At 67.3% G+C, this 22,176-nt stretch carries 17 protein-coding genes; 14 read left to right on the top strand and 3 right to left on the bottom strand.

All coding sequences use genetic code 11. From position 1 onward, the window contains the following. Positions 1-4: 4 nt before the first annotated feature. Together AC56LH_RS09195 and AC56LH_RS09190 are read left to right on the top strand one after the other, a co-directional pair. Positions 5-1,462, top strand: a complete 1,458-nt coding sequence (locus AC56LH_RS09195) for a TonB C-terminal domain-containing protein (protein ID WP_499645664.1) — start codon at positions 5-7, stop codon at positions 1,460-1,462. An 89-nt stretch (positions 1,463-1,551) separates the two neighbouring features. Beyond that, positions 1,552-1,875, top strand: coding sequence for an H-NS histone family protein (locus AC56LH_RS09190; RefSeq protein WP_499645663.1), 324 nt, complete (start codon positions 1,552-1,554; stop codon positions 1,873-1,875). 18 nt (positions 1,876-1,893) lie between these two features. Here the strand turns inward: AC56LH_RS09190 and AC56LH_RS09185 are convergent, their stop codons facing one another. Further along, a complete protein-coding gene (locus AC56LH_RS09185) occupies positions 1,894-2,598 on the bottom strand; it encodes a hypothetical protein (protein WP_499645662.1) in 705 nt (234 codons plus the stop codon). Between the two features lie 173 nt (positions 2,599-2,771). Between AC56LH_RS09185 and lldD the strand changes: the two genes are divergently transcribed. From lldD to AC56LH_RS09135, 10 genes are all read left to right on the top strand, one after another. Next, a complete protein-coding gene (gene lldD / locus AC56LH_RS09180; RefSeq protein WP_499645661.1) occupies positions 2,772-3,929 on the top strand; it encodes an FMN-dependent L-lactate dehydrogenase LldD in 1,158 nt (385 codons plus the stop codon). A gap of 140 nt (positions 3,930-4,069) precedes the next feature. Further along, positions 4,070-6,850, top strand: a complete 2,781-nt coding sequence (locus tag AC56LH_RS09175; RefSeq protein ID WP_499645660.1) for a TonB-dependent receptor — start codon at positions 4,070-4,072, stop codon at positions 6,848-6,850. 84 nt (positions 6,851-6,934) lie between these two features. Beyond that, positions 6,935-8,044: an esterase-like activity of phytase family protein gene (locus AC56LH_RS09170; RefSeq protein ID WP_499645659.1), complete on the top strand. Its 1,110-nt coding sequence runs from the start codon at positions 6,935-6,937 to the stop codon at positions 8,042-8,044. 112 nt (positions 8,045-8,156) lie between these two features. Further along, positions 8,157-8,777 carry a thermostable hemolysin gene (locus tag AC56LH_RS09165; protein ID WP_499645658.1) on the top strand — a complete coding sequence of 207 codons (621 nt, stop codon included), beginning with the start codon at positions 8,157-8,159 and terminating at the stop codon, positions 8,775-8,777. Continuing rightward, on the top strand, positions 8,758-10,224 hold the full coding sequence (locus AC56LH_RS09160; protein WP_499645657.1) for an AMP-binding protein: 1,467 nt from the start codon (positions 8,758-8,760) through the stop codon (positions 10,222-10,224). The genes AC56LH_RS09165 and AC56LH_RS09160 overlap by 20 nt, the downstream gene beginning before the upstream one ends. A gap of 11 nt (positions 10,225-10,235) precedes the next feature. After that, complete coding sequence (locus AC56LH_RS09155) at positions 10,236-10,907, top strand: iron-containing redox enzyme family protein (RefSeq protein ID WP_499645656.1); 672 nt, start codon at positions 10,236-10,238, stop codon at positions 10,905-10,907. A 1-nt stretch (position 10,908) separates the two neighbouring features. After that, the gene (locus tag AC56LH_RS09150) at positions 10,909-11,727 is read left to right on the top strand and encodes an SDR family oxidoreductase (protein WP_499645655.1); all 819 of its coding nucleotides are present in this window, start codon (positions 10,909-10,911) and stop codon (positions 11,725-11,727) included. After that, positions 11,724-12,374 (top strand): tetratricopeptide repeat protein, encoded by a 651-nt coding sequence (locus AC56LH_RS09145; protein ID WP_499645653.1) that lies wholly within the window; start codon positions 11,724-11,726, stop codon positions 12,372-12,374. Before AC56LH_RS09150 ends, AC56LH_RS09145 begins: the two co-directional genes overlap by 4 nt. A 24-nt stretch (positions 12,375-12,398) precedes the next feature. Continuing rightward, positions 12,399-13,064 (top strand): response regulator transcription factor, encoded by a 666-nt coding sequence (locus tag AC56LH_RS09140; RefSeq protein ID WP_499645652.1) that lies wholly within the window; start codon positions 12,399-12,401, stop codon positions 13,062-13,064. A 20-nt stretch (positions 13,065-13,084) separates the two neighbouring features. After that, complete coding sequence (locus tag AC56LH_RS09135) at positions 13,085-14,464, top strand: sensor histidine kinase (RefSeq protein ID WP_499645651.1); 1,380 nt, start codon at positions 13,085-13,087, stop codon at positions 14,462-14,464. On the opposite strand, the gene AC56LH_RS09130 is transcribed toward AC56LH_RS09135, so the two are convergent. Beyond that, on the bottom strand, positions 14,403-18,950 hold the full coding sequence (locus AC56LH_RS09130) for a PDDEXK-like endonuclease domain-containing protein (RefSeq protein WP_499645650.1): 4,548 nt from the start codon (positions 18,948-18,950) through the stop codon (positions 14,403-14,405). The two genes, AC56LH_RS09135 and AC56LH_RS09130, sit on opposite strands and share 62 nt — an antisense overlap. A 133-nt stretch (positions 18,951-19,083) precedes the next feature. Between AC56LH_RS09130 and AC56LH_RS09125 the strand changes: the two genes are divergently transcribed. Beyond that, positions 19,084-19,449, top strand: coding sequence for a hypothetical protein (locus AC56LH_RS09125; RefSeq protein ID WP_499645649.1), 366 nt, complete (start codon positions 19,084-19,086; stop codon positions 19,447-19,449). A 96-nt stretch (positions 19,450-19,545) separates the two neighbouring features. Continuing rightward, complete coding sequence (locus AC56LH_RS09120; protein ID WP_499645648.1) at positions 19,546-21,114, top strand: TerC family protein; 1,569 nt, start codon at positions 19,546-19,548, stop codon at positions 21,112-21,114. A 13-nt stretch (positions 21,115-21,127) separates the two neighbouring features. Here the strand turns inward: AC56LH_RS09120 and AC56LH_RS09115 are convergent, their stop codons facing one another. Then, positions 21,128-22,129 carry an Lnb N-terminal periplasmic domain-containing protein gene (locus AC56LH_RS09115; protein ID WP_499645647.1) on the bottom strand — a complete coding sequence of 334 codons (1,002 nt, stop codon included), beginning with the start codon at positions 22,127-22,129 and terminating at the stop codon, positions 21,128-21,130. Positions 22,130-22,176: the final 47 nt, after the last annotated feature.

Raw genomic sequence — 22,176 nt, 5'->3', positions numbered from 1 at the left:
GCGAATGCGCCTGGCTCTGCTGCTATCCCTGGCGATCCACGCTCTGCTGCTGAGCATTCCACTCGAGGGCGATGTGTTCGGGCTTCCGGGATTGCGCATGCCGTGGGAAGAGCGACGATTGGCGGCGACGGAACTGAATGTCAGGCTGTGGCCGGCACCGGCCACAGCACCGGCACCGGCCACAGCACCAGCAGCACTGCCACCCGTGCCCGACATGGCAGCACCAGCACCAGCACCAGCACCGGCGCCGGCGCCGGTCGCCATGAGTCAACCGACGCCGCCCGTCGCACCGGCACCGAGTGCGCCTGCACCCGCGCTCGCGATGCAACCGGCACCGGTTGCCAGGATCCAGCCAGCGCCGACGCTGCAGAGCGACGACGCAGCCGGCGCACGCATCATCGCGCTCGATGACGAAAAACGGGACACGGCGATCGCAGAAGAGCGCGTGCGCCAGCAGGTTGTCCAGCGCGAGACTGCGCGCGCCGCGACGGCAGCGGCAGAACAGCAGCGGCTGGCCGAGTTGACGGCACAGGCACAGGCACAGGCACAGGCACAGGCACAGGCACAGGCACAGGCACAGGCACAGGCACAGGCACAGGCACAGGCACGTGAGCAAGCCGCCCGCGAGACGCTTGCCAGCGCCGAAGCGGCCCAACGTGATGCCGAGCGTGCAGATGCGCAGCGTCTGGAGGAAGCGAACCGCGCGGCGGCGGCCCAGCGTGAGGCTGCCCGTGCAGAAATCGCCCGGCAGGAACAGGCCAAACGTGAAGTGGCCCGCCAGGATAAGGCACGGCTTGAGGCCGCGCGTGCTGAAGCGACCCGGCAAGAGCAAGCGAGACTGGCGCAACAGGAAGCATCCCGCCAGGACGCGATCAGGCAGGAAGCAGCACGCCAGGAGGCATCCCGCCAGGACGCGATCAGGCAGGAAGCAGCACGCCAGGAAGCATCCCGCCAGGACGCGATCAGGCAGGAAGCAGCACGCCTGGCGCAGTTGCCGCAGGTGGCACCCGCGCCCGTGCAAACCCCGCAGGAAGCGCAGCGTGAAGAGCGCCTGCGCGCGATCGGCCGGCAGTTGAATCAGGAAGCCGCGCAGCGTGACGCCGCTGGCGGGCAGCGGCGCGGCTGGCTGCTGGGCCGCGCCGATGCCAATGCCGACCTCGTGGCGTACGCCGAAGCCATGGGCCGCAAGATCGAGCTGAACATGAGCCTGGATGCCGTGCGCGATGTCGTCAAACAGCCTCACCGGCAGCCGCTCGTGACGGTGGCCGTGCGCAGCGACGGTTCGGTGGAACGGGTGACGTTCGTGACCTCGAGTGGCGTGCCTGCGGTCGATGAGGCGATCCGCCAGATCATTGCCAGTCACGCGCCGTATGGACCGTTCCCGCCGGCGCTGGCGCGCCAGTACGATGTGGTGGAAATTCGCCGGACCTGGCTGTTCGATGTGGCGGTTCGCCTGCAGTAAAAACGGAGAAACCGTATCCGATCGGTTCGCCAACAGGGGCCTGCCATGATAGGGTGCTGGTTTCATTCACTACAAAGCACCAGGCAACCATGCAAGACCTCTCCAAATATTCGCTGGCCAAACTTCGCGCACTTGAAGCCGAAGTCAACGATGCACTCAAAACCCACCATTACCTCAGCATCAGCAAGGCGCGCGAACAGATCCTCCACATTGCCCGCAATGCCGGCCTGACCGAGAAACAGGTGCTGGCGATCAAAGCGCCAGCGCCAGCAAAACCAGGCACCGCCACCATCGGCTACACGAACCCCGACGATCCTGCCCAGCAATGGAGCGGTCGTGGCCGTCAACCGGCCTGGGTCAAGGCGTGGCTTGCCGCCGGCAAGTCGCTCGAGGACGCCAAGACGTCGGCTTGACCCGCGGCGAGGCCATCGTCAATCGCGCGCGGTCCGCCATTCCTGGGCATTGACAGGTTGTTCGTGTTCATGCCCGCAGTTCGTGATCCTTTGTTTGCCGAATTTTTCGATCATGTCGATGCTCGTTGCCGGGGAGCGCTCGGTGATGCAGTAAATGCCGGCAGCCGTGACGACGCGTGTGCGTCGCGCGCCGTCGCCGCCGTCATTGACGAGTTCAACGATCTTGGGCGCTTCCCACCAGCGGCCCGGTGCGACCGCCGCCGCCTCCGCAAAGCCCCTGGCCATGCGGATCTGCGGGCTGTCCGGTGGCGCGACGATATACGCCTTGCTGCTCTTGCGCAGCGTGCGATCGATGGCGCCGGCGTCGCGCAACGCCTGTTCCACGTTCAGTCGTGCGTTCCCTTGAACTGAAGGCACGTCAAGACCATCGCCAGGCAGGGCAACATCCGCCCCGGCAGTGAGCTGCCCGCTGCCCGGCGCCACCGCATGGCCCGTCCTGACGACTGGGGCAGGTACAGTGGCACGCCTGCGCGCCACCGGCACGTGTACTTCGCGTATGGCAGGCCGCGGCCTGCTGTCAGGCACCTGCACCCACTGGGTGAAGACCACCTGTCGGTCATCGTCGGGCGCTTGCTGGCGGCTCGCCTGCCATGCGGTCAGCATGGCGACGTGCAGCAGCATGGCGCCGCCGACGCCCAGCGAGCGGTTCCAGGAGGCTGACATCGATCGCGACCGTGTGTGCATATCGGACAAGTATAGGGGCCGCCGCGCGCCAATTGTTCGCACATTCTCACAGTGCTGGTGAACCCGCCGTGCTGGCCATTGCCGCACCGGCCCATGGACAGCAGCGCACCCAGCGACGTAGACTGCCCCTTCGATCCGCTTCCGTCCCCGCCATGATCATTTCGTCCGCCCTCGATTTTCGCGCCGCCGCGCAGCGCCGTCTGCCACCGTTCCTGTTTCACTACCTCGATGGCGGCGCCGGCGCCGAGCAGACCTTGCGCAGCAACGTCGACGACCTGCAGGCGGTCAGGCTGCGCCAGCGCGTGCTCAGGGGCAGCGAGCATCTCGACCTGGGCGTGAACTGGTTCGGCGACGATTACGCGCTGCCGATTGCGCTGGCGCCTGTCGGCCTGACCGGCATGTATGCGCGGCGCGGCGAGGTGCAGGCCGTGCGCGCCGCCAGCCGTTGCAAAATCCCGTTCATCGGGTCGACCGTGTCGGTATGCCCGCTGGCCGAGGTAGCAGCGCATGCTGCCACGCCGGTCTGGTTCCAGCTGTACGTGCTGAAGGACCGCGGCTTCATGCGCGACATGATGCGCCGTGCCTGGGAGCTTGGCTCGCGCACGCTCGTGTTCACTGTCGACATGCCGGTGCCGGGCGCGCGCTACCGCGATGCGCACAGCGGCATGAGCGGCGCGCACGGCCCGCTGCGGCGCGTGCTGCAGGCACTGACGCATCCGCGCTGGGCCTGGGACGTCGGCCTGTTCGGCCGGCCGCACGACCTGGGCAACATCACCGCTTACCTGGGCAGCAGCACCGGCCTGGCCGACTACATCGGCTGGCTGGGTGCGAACTTCGACCCCGGCATCGCCTGGAACGACCTGCAATGGATTCGTGACGAGTGGCAGGGCCGGCTCGTCATCAAGGGCATTCTCGACCCCGAGGATGCGCGCGCCGCGCTGGCCTTCGGCGCCGACGGCATCGTCGTGTCGAACCACGGCGGGCGCCAGCTGGACGGGGCGCCGTCGAGCGCGCAGGCGCTGCCGGGCATCGCCGCGGCTGTGGGCGGCAGGCTGACCATCTTTGCCGATGGCGGCGTGCGCACCGGCACCGACGTGTTTCGCATGCTGGCGCTGGGCGCCGATGGCGTACTGCTGGGACGCGCCTTCGTGTATGCGCTGGCCACGCACGGCCAGGCCGGCGTCGAGCGGCTGCTGCAGATCATCGACAAGGAGCTGCGGACCACGATGGTGCTCACCGGCGTGCGCTCGGTGCGCGAGATCGGTCCGCAGGTGCTGGCCACGTTGGATGCGGCGAAGGTTTGTGCCTGAACCTCGCACGTTTTCCTGCGGCCACGCAATTATTTTCGTGTATTTATGTCAACTGGTTAGCGTAGCACTGCGTTATGAAGACACATTTGGGGCGATGCCAGTCGCGGCGCGTCCGATTCACGCAGACTCCAGGAGAACGAATGCGCCGTTTGAACCTCACGCCGGTATGCGCGGCCATCATGCTGCTGTCCTCATATGGCGCACCAGCCTTCGCACAGGCCGTCGCCGACGCGCCAGTTCCGCCGGCGCCGGCGGCGCCAGTGGATGCCGCTCCGGCAACCCCGGCCGCGCCCACCGTCATCAAGGTCACGGGCCTGCGCCAGAGCCTGCGCTCGGCCGAGGACATCAAGCGCGATGCGGCGCAGGTGGTCGATGCGATCAATGCCGACGATATCGGCAAGTTCCCCGACCGCCATGCGGGCGATGCGCTGCAGCGCGTGGCGGGCGTACAGGTCGGGCGCGATCGCGGCGAAACCAGCAACGTCACCATCCGCGGCTTGCCCGACGTCGCCACCACCTTGGACGGCAACGAGATTTTCACCGCTGCCGGGCGTCGTCTGGCGTACCAGGATTTGCCGGTGCAGTCGATCGGCGGCATGGAAGTCTACAAATCGGCCACCGCGAACCAGTTCGAAGGCGGCATCGCCGGCGCCGTGAATATCCGCCTGCGCGCACCGTTCGACGCCAAGGGCTTCGTGGCCACCGGCTACGTCGAAGACCGCGTCAACCAGATCAACGGCAGCGGCAACACGGCCGACAAGCACAGCCCGGGCGGTGGCTTTTTGGTCAGCAACCGCTGGGACACCGACTTCGGCGAGATGGGCGCGCTGTTCGACGTTGCCGTCAACCGCGACAACTGGGCCTATCCGGTGCAGTACAACGACCGGCCATCGAACGTGTTCTCGGTGCGGCCTGACGGCAGCGCCACGCGCCTGGGCGAATCGGCGCCATTCGCACCGCTTGCCCCTGGCGAGGTGCTGGGCCAGTTGCCGCATATCGGCGGCACCTACAACCAGGGCGCGCGCGAACGCCAGAGCGTGCACGGCGCCTTCCAGTGGAAGATCAACCCGCGCACGACGGCCACCGCGCAATACCTGGGCATGGGTTACCAGGGGCGCAACGCCGTCAACTACGCGTTCTCGAATGTCGGTTCGGCGCCGCGCCTGACCGGCGTGACGCTGGGCCAGCAGTCCAATGGCTGCGTGACGTCGCTGGGCGTCATCTGCCCGATCCTGTCGGCGAGCGCGCCCGCCGCGCAGTTCGGCGGCGCCAACGACTGGGAGCCATACACCGCCACCAGCACCTGGGGCCAGAACGAACGCACCGCCACGCACTACCTGAACCTGGGCCTGAAGTACCTCGAGGGCCCGCTGTCGGTCGAGTCGCAGGTGGGCTACACGCGTTCGAAATTCGTCAACGACACGCTGATCGTCGACCAGCAGGCACCTGGCGTGAGCGCCAATGTGTACGCGTATGGCGCCGACGGTCATGGCGGCTTCAATGCCATCACCAAGAACGGCAACGCCAACGTACTGCAAGACCCAAATGCCTATGTGCTGCGCGGGATGGTGCAGAACTGGAACGAGCAGGCCGGCACCCAGTTGCAGTGGCGCACCGACGCCGTCTACCGGATGCCGGGCGATGGTGCCTTCCGGGCTTTACTGGGCGGCGTGCGCCTGTCGTCGCGCAAGGCGAGCTATCACGGCGCCGAAGGCAACGCCGACTTCAGGGGGGCGCGGCCGACCCCGATCGGCGCGTTCGGACCGGCGTTCCAGCAGCTGGTGCCGGGGCTGGACCGCCTGGGTGGTGCCTGGAGCGCCCCGTCGGCTGACTTCCTGATCGACCAGGCCGACGCCGTGCGCAATGGCTACGGCCTGGCGAGCGGGCGCATTGCCGAAGACCCGGCGCGCGCGTTCGACCAGAAAGAGCAGAATGTCACGCTGTACGCGGCGGGGCGCTGGGACCATGAGATCGCCGGCGTGGGCATCAAGAGCGAAGCCGGGCTGCGCGTCGTGCGCGTGAACCGCGACCTGCGCGGCCAGAGTCGCATTGGCGATGCGATCACCGACATTGACCAGTCGACGTCGGAAACCAATGTGCTGCCAAGCGCCACGGCGACGATCGGCTGGCGCGAGAACCTGCAGTCGCACCTGTCGGTCGGCAAGACGATCACGCGGCCCGAGTTCGGTGCGCTCAACCCGTCGCTGTCCCTGATTGCGCCGACGGTCAACGTGGCGGGTAGCGGCGGGGCTGGCAATCCCTTGCTGGAGCCGACCAAATCCACCAATCTCGACGCCACACTGGAGTACTACTTCAAGCAAAATGGCTACGCGCAGATCGCGCTGTTCCACCGCGATATCCATGGCTACCAGCAAACCTTCACGCAGGATGAAACGATCGACGGCCAGCTATACCGCGTGACGCGCCCGCGAAATTCGGGCAAGGGCCGCCTGCGCGGCGCTGAATTCGGCATCCAGAAATTCGCTGACTTTTTGCCGGGCGCCTGGAGCGGCCTGGGTGCGCAGTTCAACGCCACCTATATTGATGCCGACAACCAGTCACGCACGGCGTTCGACAGCGACCAGTTCACGACGACGGCGCTCACCGGCGTCTCGCGCCAGAGCTACAACTTCGCGCTGCTGTACGAAGGCAGCGGCTTCACCGGCCGCCTGGCCGCCACGCGCCGGGGCGACTATGTCGAGCAGATCGCCGAAGCACCGTTCGGCCAGGACCGCGTGGTCAAGGCCGCGACCTTCGTCGACCTGAGCATCGGCTACGAAATCAACGACAACGTGTCGCTGCAGTTTGACGCCATCAACCTGACGCGCACCAAGTATGAAAGCTCGCTCGGTCAGTACCAGCCGCGCGATATCCGCTACAACCCGACGACGTATGGCGTGAGCCTGCGCTTGAGGATGTAAGGCAGGGCAGGCTGGCGGCAGGGCCGTCGCTTGATGGATAATGGCCGTTTGCCGGCGGGTGCGCCGGAATTTTTTCAGACCGCCATGACCTTCATTCGCCGGCTTTTCGCCATTTCTGCTGCGCTGCTGCTCACTGCCTGCAGCACGCCTTCGCCCAACCTGCGCCTGATCGGCACCACGCAACTGGCGGGTGACATGCGCATCGACGGGACGCGCGTGGGTGGCTTGTCCGGCATCGATTACGACAGCGTGACCAGGGAATGGCTCATCATCAGCGACGATCGTCGCGTGCATGGCCCGACGCGTTTCTATCGCGCCCGCATCGACTACGACGCGCAACGCGTCGCGGGCGTACAGATCACCGGCATGCAGCCGCTGGTGCAGGCTGGCGGCGCGCCGTATGCGCGGCGCGGCGAACCCGGGCAGGTGGCCGACCTGGAGGCGCTGCGCATCGATCCACTCGGGCGCAGTCTCTGGTTCGCCGGCGAAGGCGATCGCGCCGCACGCTCGCCAATGCTGCTGGCGCGCGCCGGCATGGATGGTACGCCCCTGGCCGCGCCGCCGTTTCCCGCAGCGCTGCAGATCCAGCCCGATGAAGAAGCCGGTGGGCGCAGCAATGCGGGGCCGGAGGGCCTGAGCTTCAGTGTCGATGGCCAGCACCTGTGGCTGGCGATGGAAGGTGCGCTGATCCAGGACGGGCAGGCGTCGGCACCGGGCGAGGGCGCGTTCACGCGACTCAGTTTGCTGGACCGGCAGGGCCGCATCCTGGTGCAGTACGCGTACCGGCTCGCGCCGGTGTTGCCGCCGGGCCGCCCGGGCGGCTACAGCGAAAACGGCATTGCCGAGATCCTGGCCATCGGACCGCGCCGCCTGCTGGTCATCGAGCGCGCCGGCCGCCAGACGGCGCACGATTTCACATTCGACGCGCGTTTGTATGACGTCGATCTGCAAGGCGCCACTGCGCTCGATCCGGACGCGCCGATCGCCGCCGGCGTGCGGCCGGCCGTCAAGCGCCAGCTGCTGGACAACGCGCAGCTGCCGGCTGGGTGGTCCGATAACTATGAAGCGATGGCGTGGGGTCCCAGGCTGGCCAATGGCCACCGTTCGCTGGTGATTGTCTCCGATAATAATTTCAGGGACGGCCCCTCGCGCTTCCTCGTCTTCGATGCCGGGGCCGACAGCGCCTGGCGCTGAACACCGCCCAAGGGCACTGTCCCGCTGACTCTCCGCACTGCGAGCGTCGATTAATCTGGCCTTAATGTTGCCCCCATAAGTTTCGCCATGGGAACAACAAAAGGAGTGACCAGTGTCGACCACCACGCCATGCGCTACCCGCGCCAGCGCCACGCCACCCGCCGCAGCCGGGGTCGGGCGCGCTCTTGAACTCGTGGCGCCGGACCATCCGGAACGCGCATCGCTCGAAGCCTTCATCGCTGTCGAGTTTGCCCGCGTCTACGGCGCTACCCTGCAGCATTTCTGCCATACGCTCGCCGGCTGCCGCGACAGCGCCGGGCGCTGGGTCGCTGCACTCGGTTATTCGCTGGCGGGCGAAGGCCGGCTGTTTCTCGAACATTATCTGGACGGCCCGGTCGAGACCGAAATCGGCGCGCGCACCGGCCGGCCGGTCGCACGCGGCAGCATCGTCGAAGTGGGCAACCTGGCCAGTACCGATGCGGGCGCTGCGCGCGCCCTGATCGTGGCCATGACGCACCAGCTGCATTGCCAGGGCCTGGTCTGGGTCACGTTCACCGCCACGCGCGCACTGCTCAATTCGTTCGCCCGGCTGCGGCTGGCACCGTCGGTGCTGGCGGACGCCGATCCGGCGCGTCTGGGGCAGGCGCAGGGGGCATGGGGTAGCTATTACGCGACCCATCCGCAAGTCATGTTCGGCAATATTGGATTCGGTCATGATCAACTGGCGCGCTAATCTCCCCGCGAGCGGCGCCGTGCTGGAAGGCGCGCACGGCACCTGGAGCGCCAGCGTGCTCATCGAGCGTGTCGAGGCGCTGGCGCGGATGTTGCGCGCCACGTTCCGTCCCGGCGCTGCGCTGGCGATCCTGGCCGACAACGGTCCCGAATGGATCGCCATCGACCTCGCCGTGCACGAAGCCGGCATGACGCTGGTGCCGCTGCCGTCGTTCTTCACGCCGCCCCAGTGGCAACACGCGCTGACGCTGGCAGCGGTCGAAGGCCTGTTCTGCGTCGATGCGGCGCTGGCCGGGGCGCTGGGCTACCCCACGGCGGTTGCCACGCCCGGCGCCTTGTCGCTGTATGCCGGCGCCAGCGTGCCGGCCAGCGTGCCGCCCGGCGTGCAGAAAGTGACGTTCACGTCGGGCACGACCGCGCAGCCAAAGGGCGTGTGCCTGGGTTCCAGCCAGCAGTGGGAACTGGCCCAGGTGCTGGCAGACGCGCTGGCCGGCCTGAACATCCGGCGCCATCTGAATCTGCTGCCGCTGTCGGTCCTGCTTGAAAATATCGCCGGCACCTACACGGCCTTGCTGTCGGGCGCGCTCAATATCAGCTTGCCGCTGGCCATGACGGGCCTGCGCGGTGCGGCCTCATTCGACCCGGGCGTCTGTCTTGCCGCCATCGCCGCCACGCGCGCCGAAAGCGTGATCCTGTTGCCGCAGATGCTGCAGGCGCTGGTCGGCGCCGTACGGCCGGACGATCCGCGCCTTGCCAGCCTCAAGTTCATCGCGGTCGGCGGGGCGAGAACCCCGAAAGCGCTGCTCGAGGCGGCGCAGGCCATGGGATTTCCCGTGTACGAAGGCTACGGCCTGTCGGAGTGCGGCTCGGTCGTGTCGCTGAACCTGCCGGGGCAGGCGCGGATCGGCAGCGCCGGCAAACCGCTGCCCAACCGCAGCGTGCGCATCGCGCCGGACGGCGAGATCGAAGTCGGCGGCGGCGTCATGGCGGGCTACCTGGGCCAGGCGCCAGCCGATCATGCGCCAGGCCAGGACACCTGGCTGGGTACGGGCGACATCGGCCATCTCGACGCCGACGGCTACCTGCACATCGACGGGCGCAAGAACAATGTGCTGGTCACCGCGTACGGACGCAACGTGTCGCCCGAGTGGCCCGAGTCGCTGTTGCTCGGCACCGGTGTACTGGCCCAGGCCATGGTGGTGGGCGATGCCCGCGCCTATCTGGCCGCGGCGGTCGTGCCGCTGCAGGCGGATGCGCCGGACGCCGTGATCGATGCCGCCGTGGCCCGGGCCAATGAGCAATTGCCCGACTACGCGCGCATCGGCGCCTGGTTCCGCACCACGCCGTTTTCCGAGGCCGACGGCACCGTCACTGCCAACGGCCGCTTGCGGCGCGACACGGCGCGCACGCGCTGCGCGGCGCGCATCGAACAAATTTACCAGTCCTGAAGGAGCAATGTATGCAGTTCTACGACATCCTGTGCCAGCAAACCGAACCCCAGCGCCAGCAACTGCTGGGCACACCGCTGATCCAGCAGGCGCTCACGGGCGATATCGACCTCGACCAGTACGTGGCGTTCCTGACGCAGGCGTACCACCACGTCAAGCACACGGTGCCGCTCATGATGGCGTGCGGCAGCCGGCTGAATGACAAGCAAGCCTGGTTGCGTCAGGCGATCGCCGAATACGTCCAGGAAGAAATCGGCCACGAGGCATGGATTCTTTCCGACATCGCCGCCTGTGGCGGCGATCCGGACCTGGCGCGCCGCTCGCAGCCGCTGCCGGCAACTGAACTGATGGTGGCGTACGCCTACCACGGGATCGACCGTGGCAATCCGGTGGGCTTTTTCGGCATGGTGCACGTGCTGGAAGGGACCAGCACCGCGCTGGCGACCCAGGCTGCGCAGACTATCCAGTTGCGCCTTGACCTGCCGGATGCAGCGTTCAGCTACCTGACCTCGCACGGCAGCCTCGACCTGGAACATGTGGCGTTCTTCGTGAACCTGATGAACCAGCTCGGGAACGAAGCCGACCGCGAAGCCGTGATCCATGGCGCGCGCATGATGTACCGCCTGTACGGCGACATCTTCCGCAGCCTGCCACAGCGCGCCCCCAGCCTGGCCGGGGTCTAGCATGGCGCACACGACATGGCGGCTGGTACTGACCGGCGCGAGCGGGGGCATCGGCCAGGCGCTGGCAATCGCCCTGGCGCCGTACTGCGCGTCGATGGTGCTGGTCGGCCGCAATGGCGCGGTGCTCGGGGCGCTGCGTGAACGGCTTGGGCCGCACCTCGTGCGGATCGTCGTCGGCGATGCAACGCAGGACGCCACGCTCGACGCCATTGCTACAGCAGCAGGCGAGCTTGGCGGCGTCGATCTGCTGATCAACAATGCCGGGATCAACGCCTTCCATGCGTTCCAGAGCCAGGCGCCGGCGGCGCTGCGCAGCCTGCTCGAGGTCAACCTGCTGGCGCCGATGCTGCTCACGCAGCGCCTGCTGCCGCAGCTGCGCCAGGCGCCGAGCGCGCAGGTCATCAATGTCGGCTCATTATTCGGCTACCTGGGCTATCCCGGTTTTGCCGGCTATTGCGCCAGCAAATCGGGTCTGCGCGGCTTTACCCAGGCGCTGCGGCGTGAGCTGGCCGATACCAGCGTCGCGGTACGGCACTTCATCCCGCGCGCAACCCGCACGCCCATCAACGCCGGCGCGGTCGAGACCATGAACGCCGAGATGGGCGTGGCGCTCGACGAGCCGGCCGATGTGGCGCGCCAGTTATGCAAATTCATCGAAGGGTCGGCTTGGGAGTACAAGCCAGGGCTGAAAGAAGCGCTGCTGGCCCTGGTCAATCACCTGCTGCCAGCCTTGCCCGACCGGGCCATCCGGGGCCAGTTACCCGTCATCCGCAAACACATGCCGGCGCCTGTCCGGCACGCACAACCGAGGTCATCATGAAAAGATTGCAACACTCACTCACCACCTTCGTCCTCAGCATGGCTGCTTTCAATGTCGCGCTGGCCGCACCCGCCGATGACGCCGTCGGGGCCCTGCAACAGCGCTGGGAACAGGTCAAGTACGGTACACCCGCCGGTGGACAGGAGCGCGGATTCGAGGCACTGAGTGCTGACGCGGACGCGATGCTGGCTCGCTATCCCGACAGCGCCGGTGTGCAGATCTGGCACGGCATCATCGTCGCCAGCCATGCCGGCGCCAAGGGTGGTCTGGGCGCCCTGGGTCTGGCCAAGACGGCGAAGAAGGACTTCGAAGCCGCGCTGCAGAGCGACCCGAAGGCGTTGGCCGGTTCGGCTTACACGAGCCTCGGGAGCCTGTATTATCAGGTGCCGGGCTGGCCGATCGGATTTGGCGACAAGGACAAGGCGCGCGAGAACCTGCAGCAGGGTCTGGCGCTGAACCCGGACGGAATTGATGCCAACTTCTTCCTTGGCGACTTTCTGTATCGTCAAGGTGATATGGCTGGCGCCGAACGCTGCCTGCGCAAGGCGCTGCAGGCACCGGCGCGCCCCGGCCGCAAGCTGGCCGATGCGGGTCGGCGGGCCGAAGTCGAAGCCCTGCTCGCGCAAGTCGCGGCCAAGCGCAAGTGATGCAATCAGCAGGAGACGCGCAGGATGCGAATACTACTAGTCGAAGATGACGAATCGCTGGCATCGGGCCTGAAGCTGGCGCTCGGGCGGGCCTGCTACACGGTCGAACACGTGGGTGACGGCCTGGCCGCGGTCGCGGCGCTGGAACACAACGCGTTCGACCTGGCCATCCTCGACCTCGGCCTGCCGCGCCTGGACGGCATCGACGTGCTGGCCCGGGTGCGGCGTGCTGGCAACGCCGTGCCGGTGCTGGTGCTGTCGGCGCGCGATGCGGTGCGCGACCGGATCGTCGCGCTCGACCTGGGCGCCGACGATTACCTGATCAAGCCGTTCGATGTCGACGAGTTGCTGGCGCGGGTGCGGGTGCTCGAGCGGCGCCGCGCCGGCCTGTCGGTCAACCAGTTGCGCTTTGGCGACCTGGCGCTGGATCTCGCGGGGATGGCGGTCAGCTGGAAAAACCAGCCGATCGATCTGCAGCACCGCGAATTCATGCTGCTCCGGCGGCTTGTCGAGCAGCCCAACAAGGTGTTTACCCGCAGTGAACTCGAAGCGTCGCTGTACGGCTGGGGCGAGGGCGTCGCCAGCAATGCGATCGACGTCTACGTGCACCATGTGCGGCGCAAGACCGATCCTGACCTGATCAAGACGGTGCGCGGGCTTGGCTATCGCATCGGGAATTTGGCAGCATGAGTGGCCACATGAGTGGGCACATGAGCGTGCGCCGCTATTCGATCCGCCGGCGCCTGATCACGCGCACGATGGTGTGCATGCTCCTGATCCTGGGGGGCATCTCGCTGGCTGCCCACTGGTTCGCCGGTCACGAGTCCGAGGAATTCTTCAGCGCGCGCCTGGCCAGTTCGGCGCGCGTGCTCGAAACGCTGGCCGCCCATCAGCTCGAGACGGCCACCATCGGGGACCCGATCGTGATTCCGATACCACAGGGGCTCGGGTATTCGGGCGGTGCGACGCCGTTTGGTCACCCGTACGAACACAAGATCGCGTTCCAGGTCTTCAATGCCGACGGGCGCCTGCTGGCCCGCTCGGCATCAGCGCCGGAAGCGCCGCTCGGCCCCCTGGCGGCCGGCTATACCAGCAAGCTGCTGGGCGAGACGCTGTGGCAGGTGTTCGCGCTGCAATCAGGCCATGTGTGGGTGGTCGTGGCGGAGAAAGACGAGGTGCGCGAAGAGATGGTCGAGCAGCTCGGCGCGTCGGTGCTGGCGCCCGTTATCATCGGCGGCATCCTGCTGGTGCTGGCGGTCAACCTGGTCCTGGCGACCAACCTGGCGCCGCTGCGCACGCTGGCCGATGCGATTGCCCGGCGCGAGCCGGAGTCGCTCGCACCCGTCGAATTGCCCGACCTGCCGCGCGAACTGGCGCCGGTGGTGGATGAGCTCAACAGCCTGTTGCAGCGCGTGTCCGCCGCATTCGAGCGTGAGCAGCAATTCATCGACGCCGCCGCGCACGAGATCCGCACGCCGATCGCTGCGGTGCAGCTGCACGTGCAGAACGCGCTGCGCGCGGCCAATCAGGCCGAGTGCGACACGTCGCTTGGCGAGGCGGTCGGCGCGCTCGAACGCACGACGCAACTGGCAGAACAGCTGCTGACCTTCAGCCGTCTCGCGTCCGGCACCGACATGCAGCTGCAGCGCCAGGTCTCGCTGGCCGACGTCTGCAGCGACGTGATGGCGCTGCAGGAGCCCTTGCTCGACCGGCGTGGCCAGTCGCTCGGCTTGTCGGCGCCGCACGATTGCAGCGTGCAGGGCGACCCGTACCGGCTGCAGCAGCTACTGCGCAACCTGATCGAGAACGCGTCGCGGCACGGTTTGGCACGTGGCGACATCGACGTGGCCATCGACTGCACCGACGGCCAATGCCTGCTGCGCGTGTCGAACGATGGCGAACCGGTGCCGGACGAAGAGACCGAAAACGTGTTCCGTCCGTATTACAGGCTGCGGCCCGGCGGCAAGTCGGGCGCCGGCCTGGGCCTGAGCATCGTGCGCCAGATCGCCGACCAGCACGGGGCTGCGGTCACGATTGGCCGGAAGGCTGATGCTCAAGGCTGTGTGGTGACGGTGGCGTTTCCTCGGTAAGCGCGTCACGTCCCCATTCGCGGTACTCGACCAGCAGCGGCGTGCGCGCCATGGCCCCGAGCGGCTCGATGCCCATTGCCGCCAGGCGCGCCAGCAGCTCGGCCAGGATCGTCGCGCGCTGCAGCGACCAGGTCGACGCGAAGCAGCGCCAGAAGGTCCAGCCAGCCCGTTCGAGCACGCGCTGGCGGCCCATGTCGGCCTGCCACCGGTCCGGCCCATGGAAGTCGTCGCCATCGAGCTCGATCGCCAGGCGCCGGTCGTGCGCGCCTTCCACCACCATATCGATGCGGTAGCCGGCCGCCGGCACTTGCGGAATGACGCGGTAGCCGCGCTCGAACAGCTCGGTGTACACGTCGCGCTCGAAACCGGATTCGCACAGCTCGATCAGGCTCGTGGCTTCTTCATTGGACTCGAGCGGCTTGGCGAAGTGCTCGACCAGCGTGCGGCGCAGATCGAGCGTGGACAGCTCTTCGAGCTTCACCGAGCGCACGAGGTACATGCGGTCGCGCGCGCGCGAGGCGGCCACGTTGAAACGCTGGTCGAACTGCACACCGGACAGCGCGTGATGCTGCTTGCTGTCGGCGACCATCGACAGGAACATGATATCGCGCTCGCTGCCCTGGAACAGGCGCGCGTCGCCGCAGGCAAAGTTGCGTTTGACCAGTTCGGCCATGTCGCAGCGCGAGCGCACCATCTTGTCGATGAGCTGCGCCTGTTCGGGCCCCAGCAGCGATACCACGCCCAGCGTGCGCCCGGCATAGGCCGGGTCGCGCAGGATGGCGTCGATTTCCGCCACGATGAATTCGGCCTCGGGGCGATTCAGTCCCTTGTTCTCGCGGTAACCATTGGCCACGAACACGTCGATCAGCGGCGGGTCGAGCCGTTCGGACGCCGTCGGGATGCGCAGCGGCTGGATGAACCCCTTGTAGAACACGCGGTTGCTGTAGGCGATGATCGGCGCAACACTGCGGAAGTGCTCGCGCAGCATGACCTTCGAGGCAGCAAACACGGTCGAGGCGATGTCGTACAGCGACATGTCGGCCGTGAGCACCGCTTCGAACGGCTGGCCCGCCAGAAAGCGCCGGCGCAGGTCGGTGATCTTGGCGGCCGAGACAAAACCCGCTTCGGGCGAGACCTGGCGGTCGTCGCCGACCACGAGGAGCTGCTTGCCGCGCAGGACCGCCGGCAGCGCCCACAGGTCGGACTGGCTGGCCTCGTCGACGATGACAAGGTCGAACGCACCGAGCGTGGCGGGCAGCGTTTCGGACACGCGTGCATGGCTCATGATCCAGCACGGGACGGCGGCCTGCGCATTGACCATCGCTTCCTGCGCATCGCGCCGGTAGCGGCCCGCGTTCACGCCCGTGCCCTTGCCCAGTTTGCGCATCGACGTGCGGTAGGTTTCCAGCGCGCTCAGCACGTTCTGGCCGGCCAGGCGGCGCGTGGCCAGCCAGGACGATTTCGACACCAGTTGTTCGTACAGTCGCGCCAGGCCCCGTTCGAGTTCGCGCCGGCGTGCGGCCAGACGCAGCATCTCGTCGCGCGCATCGATATCGTCGAGGTAGGTTTTCAGGCGCGCCCAGGTCCAGGCATCGCGCCAGCGCACCGGGAACACGGCGTCGTCGCCGTGGGCGTCGACCGGGATGGTGGTCAAGCGTGTCGCCAGCCGCGGGGCGCCATGCTGCGCGACTTGTTCCGCAACGTCGCGCACGGTGGCCAGGTCCGGCGCCAGCGCAGCGATGCGGCGCAGTTCCGCGAGCAGCGCCGCATAGTCGGCGCTGACCGTGTCGGCCGCCAGGCCAGGTGTGCCCAGTGTCTGCCCGGCGAGGTCGCGCAGGCGCACGCCGACAGGGCCATCGGTGCCGGCCAGCAGGCCACGCAGCGCGGCCATGGCGGTGCGGGCCTGTTCGAGATTGGCGCGCGCCAGGTGGCGCGTCAGGTAGTCGCGCACACGCAGCAGGTCGGCCTCGCGGCCCAGCAGGTCGTTCGTCGGCGGCTGGCTGAATACCGCCTGGGCCAGTCCCGGCAACTGCAGGTCGTGGCTTGTGGCCTGCAGATGCGCGGCGCGGGCCGTGGTCAGGATCTGCTCGATGGCGCGCAGTTGCGCCACGTCCGCCACCAGGACCGGCAGCGACAGATCGGGCGCAAACGCATTCCAGCGCACGGCGAACGAGTGCAGGCGGTTCTGCAGCGCGGCGTAACGCTGCACGTGGGCCCAGTCGTCGCTGGAGGCTGGCGCCAGGCCCGCCACGCGGATCGCGGCGATCTGCACCTTGACGTCGCCGCCGCCAAATGACAGCAGGCCGAATGGCTTGCCCGTCTCGACGGCGCGGTTGATCGCTTCGATGGCTTTCGGATGCCCGAGCGCTTCGGTTGGCGCCGTGACGGGGCGCTGCATGAATTCGGCGCGTGCGCGCAGCAGCGCATCCATTTCGGGCAGCAGCGCCTCGAACGCGCGGCGCTCAGTGACGAACTGCGACTGGCGCGATTTCAGGCGCACGGCATGCGCCCAGTCGACGCCCGACGCCTCGACCTCGGCGGCCGTGGCAATCGCGCCGGCCAGCGCCGTTTGCAAGGTCTGTGCGGCGGCAAACACGTCGGGCGTCGTGGCGCGCAGCGGCGGCAGCGCGCCACTGGCTTCGTCGCGCTCGATGTCGCGCATCGCGAGCAGCGTGTCGTGCAGACGGCCGATGGCCTGCGCCGATGGCAAGGCGTCGGCCGCTGGCAGCGACGCATTGCAGTAGACCAGGTCCGCGCCGAGCCGGCGCCGCGCCTCGCGCAGGCCCATCGCCTGTTCATCGCCGAATGGCGGCGCGTGCTGCGGGGCCAGCGACAAGTCATCGTCAAACCAGCCGAAACGGTCCTTGCCGTCGATGACCAGTTCGGCCATCTTTTGCGCGCGCATCTCGACCCCGTCGACGCTGACGGCGGCCAGCTGGGCATGCGCGATCTCGTCGATGCGGGTGTCGATGGCGGCGGTTTCGGCGTGCGCCCGGTCGAGCGCGACGCGGCACGCGGCAATCGCCTCGGTCTCCACCTGCGGGTTCAGGTGCGACAGCGTGTGGATGATCGCTTCGATCGACGCCTGGAACTGGCGCATGCCTTCCTTGTCGCCCGACAGCAGGGCGACGGTGAGCGGCCGGATCGATTCCGGAATCTTCTCCTGCAGCACCTTCAGCGCCGGCTCGCCCTTGGACGTGACCAGGATGCGTTTACCCGAGGCCAGGTAGTGGCTGATGATATTGGCGATCGTGTGCGTCTTGCCGGTGCCGGGCGGACCCTGGACCGTGACGCCGGGCGAACGTTCCAGTTGCTGGACGATGGTTTCCTGCTCGCGGTTGTACGGCAGCGGGAAGTACAGCTCGCGCGGCTCGCCGGCATTGACGGCGCCGCCGGACAGCCCGCGAAAAGCGATCGGCTCATGCTCGAGCACCGCGCTGCCGGGCGGCGTGACAAGGCTCAGCGGCCCGTCCGGCAACCCTTCGGCGTCGTCCACGCGGTCTTTCAGGCGCGCGATGTCGTCGATCAGGAAGTGCGTCGCGCGTGGCCGGGCGAAGATCACCCAGCCATGCGTGACGACGAGGCGCTCGCCCGGTGGCGGCGCCTGCGTGGCAGCCATGTCGTAGCGGGCGTCGGCGCTGACCTGGCCGGCGATCAGCTTGAGGATCGGCTCGATCATCTCGGGTGCGAACGGCGAGAGCGTGCTGTCGCCGCGCGCGGCCAGCAGGCTGCGGGCAGCGCGTTCGACGTCGCCGATCCCGGGCACGCCGCAGGCCGCAAACGCATCCAGTTCCAGGTGCGCGTCGAGCTGGCGGGGCCGCAGGCCGATGGCGTGCGAGGCCGGGTCGATGTCGATTTCCAGCGCCTGCGTGATGAGCGGGTAATGGAAGTCGACCGGTGCCGGTGTGCGCATCTGCCACGACGACAGGCCCATGCCCCAGACCAGTTCCAGCGGGCGCGCCGCTTCTTCGGATTCGAGCCGGGCCTTCAGTGCGAACAGGTCTGCGTACAGTGTGATCACCTGGCGGCGCGGACGTTCGCGCGCAGCCCACTCCTGCCACGGCGGCAGGTAGGCAGCCAGACCCTGTGCGACACGGGCGCGGCGCTCTGCATCGCGTTCCTCGACGCGCTGCTTCGCCTGGTCATCGGTTGCATGGGCCGCATCGTCATGGCGGGCATCGGCCAGCGTGGCGTCATTGAGCGCCGGCGGATTGCCGGACGGGTCGGTGCCGATCGTCAGGTAGGGCGCCAGCGCCGGATCGGCGAGCAACGGCGGCGATGTGGACTCGAGCCGGTGTACGCGCAGCCACAGGTCATCCTGCTCGGTCTCGACGTTGAACTCGATCCACGGCAGCGTCGCCAGGTCGGTAAAGGTTTTCTTGAATTCGGTGACTTTCGCGAGCGTGAACGCGGAAGGATCTATGTCTTTGGCCTGCTCGACGAGATAATCGAGCAGCGCGCTCATGCGCTGGGCAGATGTGTGCATCGGGTGCTTCCCGGCAGGGCCGGTGGGTAAGGTGGCGGCCATTGTACAAGAGGGCTGCCGTGCGTGCGGCGCGCACGAATGGCGTGCGCGGGGCCATGCTAGAATGAGCGGGTCACCGACTATTTTGTTGTCTATGAGACGAGTATTCGTCATCTGCCTGATCCTGCTTCTCCCCCTGAACATGTTTGCCCTGGCCATGGCCGCATCCGCGATGCTGCCGCCCGAGCCAATGCAGAGTGCCGTCACCTCCGAACCGCTCGTTGGGCTGACGTCCGCCCCCGTCTTTGCCGACGCGTACCTGCCCGATAATTACGACTGCCAGGCCAGCTGCGACATCGATCCCGATGAACCGCCTGCCGGGGCCGACGTGCACGACGCCGTCAACGAAGACCTGTCGCTGCGCCTGGCCAATGTGCGCGGCGGCGTACCCGCATCCCCATCCCTGTCTCATCCCAGTCAGTCCTGGCATCCCTTGTTGAAGCCCCCGCGCGCGGTGTGACGCCTGCCTGTGCCGCTGTTGCGGCATGTCCCTGCTGCGCGCTTTTGCGGCGTGATGCAGCTGCACGTTCACACTGATTCAAACAAGAGGTAACACATGGAATGGCTCTTCGACCCCACCATCTGGGCGGGTCTGCTCACGCTCGTTGTCCTGGAAATCGTTCTGGGCATCGACAACCTGATTTTCATCGCCATCCTGGCGGACAAACTGCCGCCGCACCAGCGCGACAAGGCGCGCCTCATTGGCCTGTCCCTGGCCATGCTGATGCGCCTTGGCCTGCTCACGATCGTCTCGTGGCTCGTCACGCTGACGGCGCCGCTGTTCTCCCTCGGGTCGATGGCGTTTTCCGGCCGCGACCTGATCCTGCTGCTGGGCGGCGTGTTCCTGCTGTTCAAGGCCACCGTCGAACTGCATGAACGCATGGAAGGCGTCACGCATGTGCAGACCAGGTCGCGGGTGTACGCGGGCTTCGGCGCCGTGGTCGCGCAGATTGTCGTGCTCGACGCCGTGTTCTCGCTCGATGCGGTCATCACCGCCGTCGGCATGGTCGACAACCTGTACGTGATGATGGCCGCGGTGATCATCTCGATCGGCGTCATGATCCTGGCGTCCAAGCCACTGACGCGTTTCGTCAATGCGCATCCGACCGTCGTCGTGCTGTGCCTGAGCTTCCTGTTGATGATCGGCCTGTCGCTGGTTGCCGAAGGCCTGGGCTTTCATATCCCGAAAGGCTATCTGTACGCCGCCATCGGTTTCTCGATCCTGATCGAGGCGCTGAACCAGTTCGCACGCCGCAATTTTTTGAAGCAGGAAGCGCGCGTGCCACTGCGCGACCGCACCGCCGATTCGGTGCTGCGCCTGATGGGCGGCAAGAAGCGGATGCACGTCGATGCCGATGCCGAACCGCAGGATGAACCGGTCACGGAGCCGGAAGCGTTCGGCGCCGAAGAACGCAATATGGTCAGCGGCGTGCTGGCGCTGGCCGACCGCTCGATCCGCTCGATCATGACACCACGCTCGGAACTCACGTGGGTCGATCTGGACGACGATGCCGACATCATCCTGCGCCAGTTGCAGGCGTCACCCCACAGCGGCATGCCGGTCGCCCGTGGCCAGCTGGACCAGCTGGTGGGCATTGCGCGCACCAAGGATCTGGTCAGTGCACTGATGCTGCACGGGCGCATCGATGCGTCGCTCGACGGCGGCATCGTGCGCGCGCCGATCCTGCTGCCAGATACCGCTGGTGTGCTGGGCGCGATGGAGACGCTCAAGCGCGCGCACGGCCAGCCCGTGCTGGTCACCGACGAATTCGGGATCGTGCAGGGTCTGCTCACCCCCGTGGATATCCTGGAGGCAATCGCCGGCGAATTCCCGGACGAGGACGAGCAACTGGCGATCCGGCCGCAGGGGTCGGATGTGTGGGAAGCCGATGGCGCGGCCGATCTGCATCAGCTGCAACAGGTACTCGAGACCGATGCGCTGGTGGGGGACGATGACTACACGTCACTGGCCGGCTTCCTGCTGGCGCGTTTCGCGTCGATGCCCGTGCCTGGCCAGAGCGTCGAACTCGATGGCTGGCGTTATGAGGTCGTCGCAGTGGAGGAGCGCCGCATCGCGAAAGTGGCGATCCGGCGGGCCGAGGCCGAACTGCCCGGCGACGCATGACCGGCACGCCGGCTCAGGGAATTCCGGGCACGCCGGCGCGGATGGCGCGCGAGAAATCGGCGCCATCGAGATCGGCCTGGCGCGCCCGCGCGTTGATGTGGCCGCGCTGCTGCAGCACCGCGTACGGCACGCCCGGCGTGAGTGCGTCCTGGTCATACGCGTATTCGGCAAAGTGGCCCGATGCCAGCAGCCGGTAGTCGAGCGGCAGGTCGGGTGCGATGCGGTGCGCCAGTTCGTACAGGATCGTCGTGCAGTTGCTGGTGAGCGTGTTGTAGAACTCGGGCTGGCGGCGCAATGCTTCGGCGCGTTCCAGGTACGCCAGCAGCACGGCGCGCAGCTGGTCCGGCGTGGCGCGCAGGCGGTACAGATACACCTGCTCGCCGCGCGCATTGCTGCGCGTGCGGATCAGGTCACGCTCGTCCGACGCGATGATCACCTGTTCGAACTGGCGAAAGAAGCCGCCGATCGCCGAGAAGGTCTCGCTGCGCTCCTTGCGGATTTCGAGCGAGAACACCAGCTGTTTGCCATCCCTGAAGCCGAACGTCACCAGCGTGTGGGCGATGTGTGGCCCCATCCAGTACGACAGGATCAGGTCGGCCGAGACGATGCCGGCCAGGTCATACTCGCGCGTCTCCCAGCGCGGCGTGTAGTCGGTTTCGGTGCGCCAGTCGAAGTTGCGCACGTTCTGCAGCACGAGGCGATTGCCGTCGACGCGCGAGACGAGCATGCGTGACACGTCGGCGGCCCACACGCGCTCGTGCGATGGCGCCAGCGACAACCACCACCCCAGCAGCACCGCCAGCGCCACGGCGCCGGTAATCAGCGCTTTCGTCCCGGGCCACTTGCCGGGCCCGCGCGCGATGGCGACGGTGGCGGCCAGTCCGGCCAGCGACCAGAGTGCGACCGCAGCATAGCCGCCAGGCTGCGATAACTGGAACCACAGCGCCAGCGCGCCCCATGCGGTGACCAGCAACGCGCACACGGCAAGGAGGGCGCGGGGAATGGGGCGGCTCATGATCATCGAGTACTTTCGGGAACGCTGGGGTGGTGCAGTGTAGCCGT

Source organism: Telluria sp. LT1R51-2, assembly GCF_059685775.1.
Note: the sequence above shows the minus strand (reverse complement) of the source record. Positions and strands in the feature narration are given on the sequence as shown.

Bases quoted from the DNA above. Each gene is read 5' to 3' on its own strand.
- AC56LH_RS09125 (WP_499645649.1), top strand. From the start codon at position 19,084: ATGAGACGAGTATTCGTCATCTGCCTGATCCTGCTTCTCCCCCTGAAC.
- AC56LH_RS09145 (WP_499645653.1), top strand. From the start codon at position 11,724: ATGAAAAGATTGCAACACTCACTCACCACCTTCGTCCTCAGCATGGCT.
- AC56LH_RS09120 (WP_499645648.1), top strand. From the start codon at position 19,546: ATGGAATGGCTCTTCGACCCCACCATCTGGGCGGGTCTGCTCACGCTC.
- AC56LH_RS09175 (WP_499645660.1), top strand. From the start codon at position 4,070: ATGCGCCGTTTGAACCTCACGCCGGTATGCGCGGCCATCATGCTGCTG.
- AC56LH_RS09135 (WP_499645651.1), top strand. From the start codon at position 13,085: ATGAGCGTGCGCCGCTATTCGATCCGCCGGCGCCTGATCACGCGCACG.
- AC56LH_RS09190 (WP_499645663.1), top strand. From the start codon at position 1,552: ATGCAAGACCTCTCCAAATATTCGCTGGCCAAACTTCGCGCACTTGAA.
- AC56LH_RS09155 (WP_499645656.1), top strand. From the start codon at position 10,236: ATGCAGTTCTACGACATCCTGTGCCAGCAAACCGAACCCCAGCGCCAG.
- AC56LH_RS09130 (WP_499645650.1), bottom strand. From the start codon at position 18,950: ATGCACACATCTGCCCAGCGCATGAGCGCGCTGCTCGATTATCTCGTC.
- AC56LH_RS09150 (WP_499645655.1), top strand. From the start codon at position 10,909: ATGGCGCACACGACATGGCGGCTGGTACTGACCGGCGCGAGCGGGGGC.
- AC56LH_RS09140 (WP_499645652.1), top strand. From the start codon at position 12,399: ATGCGAATACTACTAGTCGAAGATGACGAATCGCTGGCATCGGGCCTG.
- AC56LH_RS09195 (WP_499645664.1), top strand. From the start codon at position 5: ATGCGCCTGGCTCTGCTGCTATCCCTGGCGATCCACGCTCTGCTGCTG.
- AC56LH_RS09185 (WP_499645662.1), bottom strand. From the start codon at position 2,598: ATGTCAGCCTCCTGGAACCGCTCGCTGGGCGTCGGCGGCGCCATGCTG.
- AC56LH_RS09170 (WP_499645659.1), top strand. From the start codon at position 6,935: ATGACCTTCATTCGCCGGCTTTTCGCCATTTCTGCTGCGCTGCTGCTC.
- AC56LH_RS09160 (WP_499645657.1), top strand. From the start codon at position 8,758: ATGATCAACTGGCGCGCTAATCTCCCCGCGAGCGGCGCCGTGCTGGAA.
- lldD (WP_499645661.1), top strand. From the start codon at position 2,772: ATGATCATTTCGTCCGCCCTCGATTTTCGCGCCGCCGCGCAGCGCCGT.
- AC56LH_RS09115 (WP_499645647.1), bottom strand. From the start codon at position 22,129: ATGAGCCGCCCCATTCCCCGCGCCCTCCTTGCCGTGTGCGCGTTGCTG.